Origin of the sequence: Pseudomonas sp. SF2 (assembly GCF_036858055.1) — a bacterium.
Classification (GTDB): domain Bacteria; phylum Pseudomonadota; class Gammaproteobacteria; order Pseudomonadales; family Pseudomonadaceae; genus Aquipseudomonas.
In genome coordinates, this window is sequence record NZ_JAMBDI010000053.1 from 1 (window position 1) to 13340 (window position 13340).

General features: G+C 63.6%; 12 protein-coding genes. 5 read left to right on the forward strand and 7 right to left on the reverse strand.

Annotated elements, in window-relative coordinates; translation table 11 throughout:
* Positions 1-192: 192 nt before the first annotated feature.
* From M2S36_RS23190 to M2S36_RS23205, 4 genes are all read right to left on the reverse strand, one after another.
* Complete coding sequence (locus M2S36_RS23190; protein WP_284380975.1) at positions 193-1164, reverse strand: PDR/VanB family oxidoreductase; 972 nt, start codon at positions 1162-1164, stop codon at positions 193-195.
* A gap of 78 nt (positions 1165-1242) precedes the next feature.
* The gene (locus M2S36_RS23195) at positions 1243-2364 is read right to left on the reverse strand and encodes an aromatic ring-hydroxylating oxygenase subunit alpha (RefSeq protein WP_085706269.1); all 1122 of its coding nucleotides are present in this window, start codon (positions 2362-2364) and stop codon (positions 1243-1245) included.
* A gap of 139 nt (positions 2365-2503) precedes the next feature.
* Entirely contained in the window at positions 2504-4102 is a 1599-nt protein-coding gene (locus M2S36_RS23200; protein WP_333957913.1) for a BCCT family transporter, read from the reverse strand.
* Between the two features lie 194 nt (positions 4103-4296).
* Positions 4297-5388 carry a tartrate dehydrogenase gene (locus tag M2S36_RS23205; RefSeq protein ID WP_284380968.1) on the reverse strand — a complete coding sequence of 364 codons (1092 nt, stop codon included), beginning with the start codon at positions 5386-5388 and terminating at the stop codon, positions 4297-4299.
* Between the two features lie 97 nt (positions 5389-5485).
* Here M2S36_RS23205 and M2S36_RS23210 point away from each other — a divergent pair, with 97 nt between their 5' ends.
* The gene (locus M2S36_RS23210) at positions 5486-6397 is read left to right on the forward strand and encodes a LysR substrate-binding domain-containing protein (protein ID WP_333957914.1); all 912 of its coding nucleotides are present in this window, start codon (positions 5486-5488) and stop codon (positions 6395-6397) included.
* Between the two features lie 180 nt (positions 6398-6577).
* Here M2S36_RS23210 and M2S36_RS23215 read toward each other — a convergent pair whose 3' ends face one another.
* Positions 6578-7912: a D-serine ammonia-lyase gene (locus M2S36_RS23215; protein ID WP_333957915.1), complete on the reverse strand. Its 1335-nt coding sequence runs from the start codon at positions 7910-7912 to the stop codon at positions 6578-6580.
* Positions 7913-8112: 200 nt separating this feature from the next.
* Positions 8113-8985, reverse strand: coding sequence for an HTH-type transcriptional regulator CatR (catR, locus tag M2S36_RS23220; protein ID WP_207830564.1), 873 nt, complete (start codon positions 8983-8985; stop codon positions 8113-8115).
* 135 nt (positions 8986-9120) lie between these two features.
* Between catR and M2S36_RS23225 the strand changes: the two genes are divergently transcribed.
* From M2S36_RS23225 to M2S36_RS23240, 4 genes are all read left to right on the forward strand, one after another.
* Positions 9121-10242, forward strand: coding sequence for a muconate cycloisomerase family protein (locus tag M2S36_RS23225; RefSeq protein WP_207830561.1), 1122 nt, complete (start codon positions 9121-9123; stop codon positions 10240-10242).
* A 150-nt stretch (positions 10243-10392) separates the two neighbouring features.
* Positions 10393-10683, forward strand: coding sequence for a muconolactone Delta-isomerase (gene catC / locus M2S36_RS23230; protein WP_207830558.1), 291 nt, complete (start codon positions 10393-10395; stop codon positions 10681-10683).
* A 43-nt stretch (positions 10684-10726) separates the two neighbouring features.
* A complete protein-coding gene (gene catA, locus M2S36_RS23235) occupies positions 10727-11662 on the forward strand; it encodes a catechol 1,2-dioxygenase (protein WP_087501315.1) in 936 nt (311 codons plus the stop codon).
* 116 nt (positions 11663-11778) lie between these two features.
* A complete protein-coding gene (locus M2S36_RS23240) occupies positions 11779-12288 on the forward strand; it encodes a GNAT family N-acetyltransferase (protein ID WP_233687695.1) in 510 nt (169 codons plus the stop codon).
* Between the two features lie 81 nt (positions 12289-12369).
* On the opposite strand, the gene M2S36_RS23245 is transcribed toward M2S36_RS23240, so the two are convergent.
* Positions 12370-13194 carry an aldo/keto reductase gene (locus M2S36_RS23245; protein WP_087501316.1) on the reverse strand — a complete coding sequence of 275 codons (825 nt, stop codon included), beginning with the start codon at positions 13192-13194 and terminating at the stop codon, positions 12370-12372.
* Between the last annotated feature and the right edge of the window lie 146 nt (positions 13195-13340).

Sequence of the window (13340 nt, forward strand, 5' to 3'; positions counted from 1 at the left end):
CGCGGTGGATGGCACGGGCTTCGCCCGTGTTCGCGGGCAAGCCCGCTCCCACAGGGGGCGCGCCAGCTTTTAGAAATTGAGCAAGACAGTTGCTCCCACATCGGCCGCATCGCCTTCAAGCCATGTGCAGTACCTGTGGGAACTGGCTTGCCGGCGATGAGGCCAGAGCAGGCAGCATCAGTCGTACGGTTGTTACAAGTCCAGCACCAAACGGGCGCTACGAGCACGCGAAACGCACAGCATGATGCTCTGCTGGGCAGCCTTTTCTTCGTCGCTCAGGTACTGGTCATAATGTTCGGCTTCACCTTCGAGGATGGCCGTCTCGCAGGTGCCGCACACGCCTTCGCGGCACAGGCACTCGACCTTGGCCGCCTTGGATTTCTCGATGGCCTGCAGAATGGTCATGCCTTCTTCCACCTGCAACTCCACACCCGACTGTGCCAGCACCACGGTAAAGGCACTGCCGGTAACCGGAGTGGCTGCAAACTGTTCCCAGTGTACGCGGTGCTCGGCAATGCCGGCCTGGGCCGCGCAGGCAATGACCGCGTCGATCAGCGGTTTTGGCCCGCACACGTACAGGTGTGCGTGCTCGTCCAGCCCCGCGCACAGGGCGGCCAGGTCAAGCTTGCGGTCGAGGCTGTCGATGTAGAAACGGGTGTTGGCGGCGTGCGGGCCGTTGGCCAGTTGGTCCTGGAACGCCCCGTGCTCCGGCGCGCGGAAGGCATAGTGCAGTTCGTAGTCTGCGCTGCCACCTTCCAGTTCATGCAGTTGCGCCAGAAACGGAGTAATGCCGATGCCGCCGGCTATCAGCACATGGCGGCCGGCGGTCGGGTCCAGGGCGAACAGGTTGTTGGGCGAGGAGATGGTCAGGCGGGTGCCCACTTCCACCTGGTGGTGCATGAATGCCGAGCCGCCCTTGGACTGCTCTTCCAGGCGCACGCCAATCTGGTAGCTGCGGGTGTCGCGCGGGTCGCTCATCAACGAGTAGGCGTTGCTGAACTGGCTGCCGTCGGTGCCTTGCATCTGCACGATGACGTGGCTTCCACCGGTGAAGGCGGGCATCGCCGCGCCGTCTTCGCGGGCCAGTGTAAAGCGCTTGATCAGCGGCGTGGCTTGTTCCACTGCGGTAACGTGCACGCTGAACATTTCATATGTGTTGGCCATGGTTCACCTCGACTGCCTGGGTGCGCGGCAGGCCCTGCCGCGCACCTTTACGTGCAAAAAAACGTGGAGCGGTTGCCATCAATCGTCGAGGTGGGCCACGGCGATCAGGTTGTGGAAATGGGCAATGCCGTGTTCGCTCATGCCGCTGCGCTCGCGGTCGGCCATGATCCGGCCCTGGCCACGGTAGCCACGGGACTTCAGGCCCTTCTGCACGCTTTCGACCAGGCGCAGATCTTCCGGGCGGAACACTTCGCGGTACCAGTCGATCAGCTTCTGCTGTTCCTCGCTGATGTCCTTGTTCAGGAAGTAGATGTCGTAGTGCTGCAGGGTGGTTTCGGCATCGACCGGGAACTCGTAGATCACGGTCATGAAGTTGGCTCCTGGCGGCACGTTGAACATGGTGCACGGCCAGGCCCAGAAGCCGGCGAACGACGGGTCCTTCACATTCTCATCGAACTTGAACGACTGCTCCGAAGGCTTGGCCAGGCCGTATTGCAGGGTCCAGTTGCCATGCAGGCTGTGGCTGTACTGGCCAACGTCCACCGAGTCGGAGAAGCCTGGGTGGGCTGGTGCGCAGTGGTAGCACTCCAGGTAGTTGTCGACGATCGACTTCCAGTTGGCCGGGGTGTCGCTGACGAAGCGCGCGGCCAGGTGCAGGTCGTCGATTACCGCACAGGCTTCACGCATGCGTGCCTGCAAGCCTGGCAGTTGGTCTTCGACCGAGCCTGCGTCCATGTCCATGTTGATGAAGATGAAGCCGGCGTATTCCTCTACGCGCAGCTGCACCAGGGTGGAGTTTTCCTTGTCGAAGTTGACCACGTTATCGCAGTTGCGGGCGTGGGCCAGTTCGCCGTCGAGCTTGAAGGTCCAGGCGTGGTACGGGCAGGTAATGACGTTCTTGGCCTTGCCGCTGCCGCTGAGCAACTGATGGCCGCGGTGCGGGCAGACGTTGTAGAACGCGCGCAGCACGCTGTCACGGCCACGCACGACGATGATGCTTTCGCCAATCACTTCGCGGGTGATGTAGGCGTTGTTCTCTGCCACTTCACTACGATGGCCCACGCAGATCCAGCTGCGAGCGAAGATGGCTTCCTTCTCGTGCTCGAATACCGCGGCCTGGGTGTAGAAATTGGCGGGGATGGTGAAGGCCTCGTCGGCGTTCGCGCAGAAATCGGCGGGCAGGCGTTTGAAGTCGTTCATGACAGGTTTCTCACAAGCTCGGTTTGTATTTGTTGGTTAACGCGTATCTGTTGGTTAACAGGTCGGGCAAAAAAATTTGTAGCTATCCTGGGGCTGCCTTGCAGCCCCATCGCGAGCAAGCTCGCTCCTGCAGCGTTGATCAGTGCACTGCAGCGGTGCTGCGCGGGGCCTGCTCGGCGGGCTCTTCGCCAGCCATGCGGGCCGCTTCTTCGTCGATCAGGTGGGCCGATACCTGGCCGTAGTCGGCGATCATCCACTTGAAGAAGCCGTAGATTTTCACCAGCAGGATCACCATGAACGGGATGGCGGTCAGCACCACGGCGGTTTTCATGGTCGACAGCGAAGCCTTGGCAAACAGCATGGCCAGCGGCACCAGGGTCAGCACTACGCACCAGAACAGACGGTGGGTCGGTGTCGGATCGTCGCCTTCACGCAGGTTGCGGGTACTGGTGGCGGCCACCGCGTAGGCCGCGGCATCCATGTGCGAGGCACAGAAGATGGCCATGATGAACAGGTACACACCCAGGAACACCTGGCCCCATGGCAACGCCAGCAGCAGGTGGGTCACAGCCGATTCACCGCCTTGTTCGGCGAGCATCTTCGGCACATCCACCGCACCGGTGATGAACTGGTGCATGCTGTAGCTTTCCAGCGCGCCGAAGAAGAACCAGCAACCGAAGCTGCCGCCCAGCAGCAGGGCCAGCACCACTTCCTTGATCTGCCGGCCGCGCGAAACGCGGGTCACGAACATGGCCACGCCTGGTGCGTACGACACCCACCACAGCCAGTAGAACACTGTCCAGTTACGAGTGAAGGCACCGTCGCCGGCCGGGTCGGTGAACAGGCTCATGTGCACGTAGTTCTGGATCATCAGGCCAATCGAGTTGGCGGTGTTGTTGATGGTGAACTGGGTCGGGCCGACCAGCAGGATCACTGCGGCAAACACCAGCGCGCCGATGCACACCATCTTGCTCAGGCGCTGCAGGCCGCCATCAATGCCGATGTAGGAGCTGAGCGAGAACATCACTGCCACACCACCGATCACCAGCAGTTGCACGGTGAAGGTGTCCGGGGTACCGGCCAGGTCGTGCAGGCCGCGGGTGAGGGTGGAGGCGGTGAGGGCCAGCGACACGGTCAGCGCGCCCATCATGGTCAGCAGGAAGATCAGGTCGACGCTACGTCCTACCGGCCCGGTGGCCTTGAAGCCAGTCACCGCTTCGACGATCGAGGCCAGGTTCAGGCCGCTCTTCTTGCGCACATGGAAGTGGTAGGCCATGGCCAGCGAGGCCAGGGCATAGATCGACCAGGCGCTGATGCCCCAGTGGAAGAACGAGTAGCCAACGCTGTACTCGAGCGCTTTGGGGCTGGCCGCGGCGATGTTCAGGCCTGGGGTCTGGTAGTAGTAGGCCCATTCCATCACGCCCCAGTAGAGGGTGGACGAACCCATGCCGGCGCAGATGAACATGAATACCCAAGTGGCGGTGGCGTATTCAGGCTTGCCACTGCCCAGGCGGATGTTGCCGTACTTGCTGAAGGCCAGGTACAGCACGGCCAGGGTACTGGAGAACACCAGCACCTGCACGCTGGTACCGAAGGTGCGGGTGGACAGCTCGAACAACTGGTTGGCGGCGCGTTCAGCCTGGGCGGGGAAGGCTGCAAGGCCGATCACGGTGAGCAGCACGGCAATCAGGCTCACGGTAATCAGGAACACATCTATCTTTTTATTCTTGTGCGACATCATCGTCTCCTGGGACGTTGGCGTACTTGTCATACCCGGCAGGCATCCGGGGTGTTGCAGTACCATTCCTTGCTTGGATGTTAACTATTGGTTAACAAATATCTAATGGTTAACGAATTTTGCATACAATCCACGTCGCTCGCAAGAGGCGAAGGGCCGATTGTCAGACACTTCTGACAATCGGCCCTGGTAGATCAGGCCTCGACCAGCGCGGTGATGGCCTGGCCCACTTGCTGGGTGGACTTCTGGCCGCCCATGTCGCGCGTCACGTCACCGGCGGCGATGACCTGCTCGATGGCCTTGAGGATGTCGTCGTGGGCGGCGCGATAGCGTGGGTCGTCGCCGTCGTTGCCGAGGAAGTCGAGCATCAGCGCACCGGACCAGATCATCGCGATCGGGTTGGCGATGTTCTTGCCATAGATGTCCGGCGCCGAACCGTGCACCGGTTCGAACAACGACGGGAACTTGCGCTCGGGGTTGAGGTTGGCCGATGGCGCGATGCCGATGGTGCCGGCGCAGGCCGGGCCGAGGTCGGAGAGGATGTCGCCGAACAGGTTCGAGGCCACCACCACGTCAAAGCGGTCCGGTTGCAGCACGAAGCGCGCGCAGAGGATATCGATGTGCTGCTTGTCCCAGCTGATTTCCGGATAATTGGCAGCCATCGCCGCAGTGCGCTCGTCCCAGTAAGGCATGCTCACGGCCATGCCGTTGGACTTGGTGGCCGAGGTGACATGCTTGCGCTGGCGGGTCTGGGCCACATCGAAGGCATACTTGAGGATGCGGTCGACGCCGCGGCGGGTGAACACCGACTCCTGCAGCACGAACTCGTTCTCGGTGCCTTCGAACATGCGCCCGCCCAACGACGAGTACTCGCCTTCGGTGTTCTCGCGAATGACTACGAAGTCGATGTCACCCGGCTCACGGCCAGCCAATGGGCAGGGTACGCCGGGGAACAGGCGCACCGGGCGGATGTTCACGTACTGGTCGAAGTCGCGGCGGAACTTGAGCAGTGAGCCCCACAGGGAGATGTGGTCCGGTACCTTGTCTGGCCAGCCCACCGCGCCGAAGTACAGGGCGTCGAAACCCTTCAGCTGTTCGAACCAGTCGTCCGGCATCATCTTGCCGTGGGCCAGGTAGTAATCGCAGCTGGCCCACTCGAAGAACTCGAAACTGATGTCCAGGCCGTGCTTGCGCGCAGCGGCCTCGACCACGCGAATGCCTTCAGGCAGCACTTCGTTGCCGATGCCATCGCCGGGGATTGCCGCGATTCTGAAAGTCTTGCTCATGGGGTGCACTCGTTGTCTAGGGAACAGGTGCTGGCCATGCTATAAGGGCTTGATCCGGAGATAATCTAGCCTTTCATGGATTCTTGGAACACGCTACGTGAATAATCTGCCCAACCTCGACGACCTCAACATCTTTCTGCAAGTGGCCAAGCGCGCCAGCTTCGCGGCCGTGGCCGACGAGTTGGGCATGTCCGCGGCGTACATCAGCAAGCGCATTCGCATGCTTGAGCAAACCCTGCAGGTGCGGCTGTTGCACCGCACCACCCGGCGCGTGACGGTGAGCGAGGAGGGCGAGCGGGTGTACCAGTGGGCGTTGCAGATTTTCGATGCGGTGCAGCGCATGGGGGATGACATCAGTGCCCGGCACCGCGAGCCAGCCGGGCAACTGCGCATCGCCAGCAGCCTGGGCCTGGGCCGGCGCTTCGTGGCGCCGGCCTTGTCGGAGCTGGCCGAGCGCTACCCACGGCTGGACATTCGCCTGGACGTGCATGACCGCCTGGTGGACCTGATTGCCGAAGGCGTCGACCTGGACATCCGCGTGGGCAACGCCATCGCCCCCAACCTGATTGCCAAGCCGCTGGCGCGCAACCGCCGGGTACTGTGCGCCGCACCGGCGTACCTGGCCCGGCGCGGCACGCCCAAGGTACTGGGCGATCTGGCCAGTCACGACTGCCTGGTGATCAAGGAGCGCGACCACCCGTTCGGCGTGTGGCAACTGATGGGCCCGGAAGGTGAGGAGGGTGTGCGGGTGACCGGTAGCTTGTCGAGCAACCATGGCGAAGTGGCGCACCAGTGGTGCCTGGACGGGCGCGGGATATTGCTGCGTTCCTGGTGGGATGTGCACGACAGCCTGCTGGACGGGCGCCTGGTGCAGGTACTGGAGGACTATCACCAGCCTGCGGATATCTGGGCGGTGTACACCTCGCCGCTGGCCAGCTCGGCCAAGGTGCGGGTGGCGGTGGACTTTTTCCGGCAGTACTTTGCCGAGCGTTATAGCTTGCCGGGGTAGATCGAACTCGAATCCTGCCCGGTCTGGCTTTGATTTTTTTGTGGGAGCGGCCTTGCTTCGTGAAAGGGCCGCAAAGCGGCCCCGGCAATTTACGCGACACCGCTGACATCCTGGGGCTGCTTTGCAGCCCTTTCGCGACGCAAGGCCGCTCCCACAAACATCAAACGCAGAGACGAATTCTCAGCCCCTGCCTTTAGCCAGATAGGCCGCAAACTCCGCGTCCGGCACCATGCTGCCACCGGTCCCCCACACCAGATGCGTAGCCTGGTCCATGCGCCCGGCCGACAGGCCCATGCGCGCCAGGTACTCAGGCGATTCAAGCACCTTGACCATGCCCGGCATCCCCGCCAGCGCCGAGGGTTCCAGGCGTGCATTCTCCTGGTCATGGGCCAGCACCAATAGCCGATACAGCGTCTCGTCGCTGACCGTGTAATAGCCATCGAGCAAACGCTGCATCGCCTTGCCGACAAAGCCGGAAGGGCGGCCCACTGCCAGTCCGTCGGCGGCGGTCAGGTTGTCGATGCCAAAATCCTGCACGCTGGTGGCGTCATGCAAACCGCTATACACCCCCAGGAACATGCAGGGCGAGTGGGTGGGCTCGGCGAAGATGCAGTGCACATGGTCGCCCCAGATCAGCTTCAGGCCGAACGCTACGCCACCCGGGCCACCGCCGACCCCGCAGGGCAGGTAGACGAACAACGGGTGCTCGGCATCCACCCTGATACCCGCGGCCTCGAACTGGCCCGCCAGCCGCTCGGCCGCCACGGCATAGCCGAGGAACAGGTGTGGCGAGTTCTCGTCGTCGACGAAGTAGCAGCTCGGGTCCGCCGCCGCCTGCTGTCGCCCTTGCTCCACTGCTACGCTGTAGTCGCTTTCGTACTCGACCACGCTCACGCCATGGGCGCGCAGCTTGTCCTTCTTCCACTGGCGGGCGTCGGCCGACATGTGCACGGTGGCCTGGAAGCCCAGCCTGGCGCTCATGATGCCGATCGACAGGCCGAGGTTGCCGGTCGAGCCGACCGCAACCTTGTACTGGCTGAAGAATTGCCGCGCCTGGTCGCTGGCCAGTACCCGGTAATCGCTGTCGAGGCTGATCAGGCCGGCCGCCAGGGCCAGGTCCTCGGCATGCTTGAGAACTTCATGAATACCGCCGCGGGCCTTGATCGAACCGGAGATCGGCAGCTCGCTGTCGGCCTTGAGCCAGAGCGAACCGCTGGCCGGCAGGCCCGCCGCCTGCAGCAAGGTGGCGTGCAGGGTGGGCAGCGGGCGCAATGGCGACTCGATGATGCCGCCGGCGGCGGCGGTATCCGGGAACACGCCGGCCAGGTACGGGGCAAAGCGTGTCAGCCGGGCACTGGCGGCACTGACGTCGGCGGCGCTCAGGCCGACATCGGCCAGGGCCTGGGCGGCAGGGGCGATGCTCGGGTTGAACCAGCGGGTTTCGCGCAAGGTCACCAGGTCATCGATCAGGGGGTGGGTGCTGCACCATGCTTGCAGTGTCTTACCGTGAATCATGCTGGGTATTCCTGTTGGTTGATGATGGCCGGGGTGTGACACAAAAATGCGCCTACAGACAGACGCGGGCCCTGTGGGAGCGGGTTTACCCGCGAAGAATGCAACTCGGTGCATGGCACGGGCTTCGCCCGTGTTCGCGGGTGAACCCGCTCCCACAGGGTCAGGTGTTTAGCCAGACCGTTGATTCCAGGAGCGCGTGCTCATTCGGCCTGCTGCGCAATCAATGCCAGGCAACGCTGCACGATCGGGCTCACGTCGCCCTTGCGCCGGCTGAGGATGATCGGGCTGACGGCGCCACTGTCGAGCAGGCTGACATATTCGATATCGGTGCGGTGTTGCTGCTGCACCGACGCCGGCACCAGGGTCACGCCCACACCAACGGCCACCAGGCCAATGGCGGTCTGCAGTTCGTTGGCCCACTGGCTGACGCGGATGCTCATGCCGTGGTGGGCGAACAACGCCAGCACATGGTCGGCATAGCTGGGCCTTGGGTTGGCCGGGTAGAGGATGAACGCCTCGCCAGCCAGCTGGGCAAGCGTAAGCGGGCTGCTCGCCAGCGGGTGGCCCTTGGGCAGCACGGCCACCAGCGGGTCCTCGCGCAGCACTTGCTGATGTATGGCCGGGTCATCGATGCGAATGCGCCCGAAGGCGATGTCGATGCGCCCGCTTTTCAGCGCCTCCACCTGCTGCAGCGTGGTCATCTCGTTCAGGCCCAGTTCCAGTTCGCTGTCCTGGCGCAGCTCGCGGATCAGCTCCGGCAGCACCGTGTACAGGGTCGAGGGAGCGAAGCCGATCCCCAGCCACTGGCGCTGGCCCTGGCCGATGCGGCGGGTGTTGTCGCTGATGTTCTCCAGCTGCTGCAGCACGGTGCAGCTCTGTTCATAGAAAAAGCGACCCGCCTCGGTCAGCCGCAGCGGGCGCTCGCGCACCACCAGTAACGTGCCGAGCTGGTCTTCGAGTTGGCTGATCTGTCGGCTCAGCGGTGGCTGGGCAATGTGCAGCAGCTCGGCGGCGCGTGTGAAGTTCAGGGTTTCGGCCAGGACCTTGAAGTACCGCAGGTGGCGCAGCTCCATCAGACCTCCAGGGTATGGTGGGAGATTCATTCGATATTGGACGGCTATCAGGGTCTCGCGCAATGCTTGAACAAGCAAGTAAATGCACCACTCGGGCCTGCGGTTGGCAGCCCGATATAACGGGACCTGGCAACAATGACAAGCGCGCTGATTGAACGTATTGAGGCAATTATCGTCGACCTGCCGACGATTCGCCCGCACAAGCTGGCGATGCACACCATGCAGCAGCAGACCCTGGTGGTATTGCGTGTTCGCTGCAGCGATGGTGTGGAAGGCATCGGCGAAGCCACCACCATCGGCGGCCTGGCCTATGGCTACGAAAGCCCCGAGGGCATCAAGGCCAACATCGATGCGCACCTGGCGCCGGCGCTGATCGGCCAGCCGGCAGACAACATCAATGCCGCCATGCTCAAGCTGGACAAGCTGGCCAAGGGCAACACCTTTGCCAAGTCGGGTATCGAGAGTGCCTTGCTCGACGCCCAGGGCAAGCGCCTGGGCCTGCCGGTCAGCGAACTGCTGGGTGGCCGCGTGCGCGACAGCCTGGAAGTGGCCTGGACCCTGGCCAGCGGCGACACCGCCCGCGACATTGCCGAAGCCGTGCACATGTTGGAGATTCGCCGGCATCGGGTGTTCAAGCTGAAGATCGGCGCCAACCCGTTGCATCAGGACCTCAAGCACGTGGTCGCGATCAAGCGCGAGCTGGGCGACAGCGCCAGCGTGCGGGTAGACGTCAACCAGTACTGGGACGAGTCGCAGGCCATCCATGCCTGCCAGGTGCTCGGCGACAACGGTATCGATCTGATCGAGCAACCGATTTCGCGCATCAACCGCAGCGGCCAGGTGCGCCTGAACCAGCGCAGCCCGGCGCCGATCATGGCCGATGAATCGATCGAAAGTGTCGAAGACGCCTTCAGCCTGGCCGCCGACGGCGCGGCCAGCATCTTCGCCCTGAAAATAGCCAAGAACGGCGGCCCCCGCGCCGTATTGCGCACCGCGCAAATTGCCGAGGCTGCCGGCATCGCCCTGTATGGCGGGACCATGCTCGAAGGCTCGATCGGCACCCTGGCCTCGGCTCATGCCTTTCTTACGCTGCGTCAGCTTACCTGGGGCACCGAGCTGTTCGGGCCGCTGCTGCTGACCGAAGAAATCGTCAACGAGCCACCGCAGTACCACGATTTCCAGTTGCATGTTCCACGCACCCCGGGCCTGGGTCTGACCCTGGACGAACAGCGCCTGGCGCGCTTCGCCCGTCGCTGAATCGCGAGGGCTGAAAACACACACAACCCCTGTGGGAGCGGCTTTGGCCGCGAAGCAGGCGACGCGGTGGATGGCACGGGCTTCGCCCGTGTTCGCGGGCTCGCCCGCTCCCACAGTGTTCGCGCCAAATAAGAGAAAGGAGATACCAGCATGCTGTTCCACGTGAAGATGACCGTGAAACTGCCGGTCGACATGGACCCGGCCAAGGCCGCCAAGCTCAAGGCCGACGAAAAGGAACTGGCCCAGCGCCTGCAGCGCGAAGGCATCTGGCGCCACCTGTGGCGCATTGCCGGGCACTACGCCAACTACAGCGTGTTCGATGTACCCAGCGTCGAGGCGCTGCACGACACCCTGATGCAGTTGCCACTGTTCCCGTACATGGACATCGAGGTCAACGGCCTGTGCCGGCACCCCTCGTCGATCCACAGCGACGACCGCTGAGTCGCACCTGTCTACCTGACAAGAACAAGATGAGGTAAGCACGATGACCGTGAAAATTTCCCACACTGCCGATGTTCAGGCGTTCTTCAAGGAAGTGGCCGGCCTGGGCCATGCCGAAGGCAACCCACGCTTCAAGCAGATCGTCCTGCGTGTGCTGCAGGACACTGCGCGGTTGATCGAAGACCTGGAAATCACCGAGGATGAGTTCTGGCATGCCGTCGACTACCTCAACCGCCTGGGTGCCCGTAACGAAGCCGGCCTGCTGGCTGCGGGCCTGGGCATCGAGCACTTCCTCGACCTGCTGCAGGACGCCAAGGACGCCGAGGCCGGGCTGAGCGGCGGTACCCCGCGCACCATCGAAGGCCCGCTGTATGTGGCGGGGGCGCCGCTGGCGCAAGGCGAAGTGCGCATGGACGACGGCAGCGACCCGGGCGTGGTGATGTTCCTCCAGGGCCAGGTGTTCGATGCCGACGGCAAGCCGTTGGCCGGCGCCACTGTCGACCTGTGGCACGCCAACACCCAGGGCACCTATTCATACTTCGACTCGACCCAGTCCGAGTACAACCTGCGCCGGCGCATCATCACCGATGCCGAAGGGCGCTACCGCGCGCGTTCCATCGTGCCGTCGGGGTACGGCTGCGACCCGCAGGGGCCAACCCAGGAGTGCCTGGACCTGCTCGGCCGCCACGGCCAGCGCCCGGCGCACGTGCACTTCTTCATCTCGGCGCCGGGGCACCGCCATTTGACCACGCAGATCAACTTTGCCGGTGACCAGTACCTGTGGGATGACTTTGCCTATGCCACCCGTGACGGGCTGATCGGCGAGCTGCGCTTTGTCGAGGATGCTGCGGCGGCGCGTGATCGTGGCGTACAGGGCGAGCGCTTTGCCGAGCTGGCGTTCGACTTTCACCTGCAGGCGGCCAAGGCGCCGGACGCCGAGGCGCGCAGCCACCGCCCGCGTGCGTTGCAAAACAGCTGATCCCTTACCAATCGATGACGGGTTTTTGCCCGGGCCTTTCCGTGCGGGGAGGGCCCGGGCTTTTTGCTGCCAGGGGCTGGTAATCTAGAATCCGCCTTTTGCCCGAGCCCACCACCATGCTGCCCATCGAACTGCTGGCGACCACCGCCGACCAGGCTCCGCTGATTCGCAACCTCTACCAGTTCTACGCCTACGAGTCCTCCGACTGGGAACAGGAAGACGTGGAAGTGGACGGCCGCTTCTATATCCATGACGAACACCTGCAACGTTACTGGCAGGCCGATGGCTGGGGCGCGTACCTGGTGTTGGCAGATGGCTTCATCGCCGGCTTCGTGCTGGTTGAACGCAGCGAGCTGCCGGGTATCGACGCGTTCGAACTGGCCGATCTGTTCATCCTGAAAAAGTACCGCCGCCAGGGCATCGGCCGGGCGGTGGCGTTGCAGCTGCTGGGCGGCGAGGGCGACTGGCTGTTGCGCTGTTACGCACAGGACGCGCCTGCCGTGGCCTTCTGCAAGGCCGTATTGGCCGGGCTATCGCGCCCGGCGCAGGCGATAGCCCTGGATGACGAACCGGCCTTGCTCAATTTCCTGGTGACGGGCGGCCGGCACCGGCGAACGAGCGGTTGAAGCAGGTCATGACGCCGGCATAACGGTTTGCGCGGGCCGCTCCCACAGAGATCGTGCCAGCTTTCAGATATTGAGCAGCGCTCAGCTGTTCCAGTCTGGCGCAAACGCCGGGCTCACCACCCGCTGGTCCTTCGGCAACCCGGCAATCGCCATGCGGTCATCGTCATCCAGTTGCACGTTCAACGCCGCCAGGTTGGCCAGCTGGTTCTCGCGGCTGCCGGCCTTGGGGATCACCGCCACGCCGTCCTGGTCCAGCAACCACTTCAGCGCCACCTGGCTGGGCAGTACGCCATGCTTGCGGGCAATCGCCTGGATCACCGGCTGCGCCGCCGCCTGCCCACGGGCCAGCGGGGTGTAGGCGGTAAGCAGCAGGTCGTGGCGGCGGGCATAGTCCAGTAGCGGTTGCTGGCCGAGTAGCACGTGGTATTCCACCTGGATCGCCGACAATGGCGCGCCCAGGGTTTCCACCACCTGGCGCAGCAACCCCAGCGGGAAGTTGGCCACGCCGATGCTGCGCGCCTTGCCCTCGTCACGCAGCGCTACCAGGGTTTCGATGCTGCGGGCCAGGTCCCAGTCCTGGCCGGGCCAGTGGATGTAGAACAGGTCGACCTGCTCGGTCCCCAGCGCGCGCAGGCTGTCCTCCAGCGACTGGCGCATGGCCTTGGGCGCCAGGCGATCCCACCACACCTTGGTGGTCAGGTGAATCTGCTCGCGTGGCACGTCGCTGTCGCGCAGGGCCTGGCCGACGGCGGCTTCGTTGTCATAGGCAGTGGCGGTGTCGATGTGCCGGTAACCCACTTCAAGCGCCTGGCGCACGGCCTGGGTGCACTCGCTGCCAGTCATTGGCCAGGTGCCCAGGCCGATCGCGGGCAGGTTCAGGCCGTTACGGGTGGTGAGCCTTTGCATGTAAATTCCTTGTAGGGTGTGCAGGGTTCGCACTCGATGGTCGGCGATCAGCACGGCACGGGCCATGCGCGTGGAGCGGAAAGTGGTCGATCAGCGAACAGAAACTGCAGCCGACCTGGACAAGCGGCAATTGAACTTCCTTATGC

Coding starts and splice junctions, on each gene's coding strand:
- M2S36_RS23205 (WP_284380968.1), bottom strand. CDS start 5,388: ATGAGCAAGACTTTCAGAATCGCGGCAATCCCCGGCGATGGCATCGGC.
- catA (WP_087501315.1), top strand. CDS start 10,727: ATGACCGTGAAAATTTCCCACACTGCCGATGTTCAGGCGTTCTTCAAG.
- M2S36_RS23240 (WP_233687695.1), top strand. CDS start 11,779: ATGCTGCCCATCGAACTGCTGGCGACCACCGCCGACCAGGCTCCGCTG.
- catR (WP_207830564.1), bottom strand. CDS start 8,985: ATGGAGCTGCGCCACCTGCGGTACTTCAAGGTCCTGGCCGAAACCCTG.
- M2S36_RS23215 (WP_333957915.1), bottom strand. CDS start 7,912: ATGATTCACGGTAAGACACTGCAAGCATGGTGCAGCACCCACCCCCTG.
- catC (WP_207830558.1), top strand. CDS start 10,393: ATGCTGTTCCACGTGAAGATGACCGTGAAACTGCCGGTCGACATGGAC.
- M2S36_RS23195 (WP_085706269.1), bottom strand. CDS start 2,364: ATGAACGACTTCAAACGCCTGCCCGCCGATTTCTGCGCGAACGCCGAC.
- M2S36_RS23225 (WP_207830561.1), top strand. CDS start 9,121: ATGACAAGCGCGCTGATTGAACGTATTGAGGCAATTATCGTCGACCTG.
- M2S36_RS23200 (WP_333957913.1), bottom strand. CDS start 4,102: ATGTCGCACAAGAATAAAAAGATAGATGTGTTCCTGATTACCGTGAGC.
- M2S36_RS23190 (WP_284380975.1), bottom strand. CDS start 1,164: ATGGCCAACACATATGAAATGTTCAGCGTGCACGTTACCGCAGTGGAA.
- M2S36_RS23245 (WP_087501316.1), bottom strand. CDS start 13,194: ATGCAAAGGCTCACCACCCGTAACGGCCTGAACCTGCCCGCGATCGGC.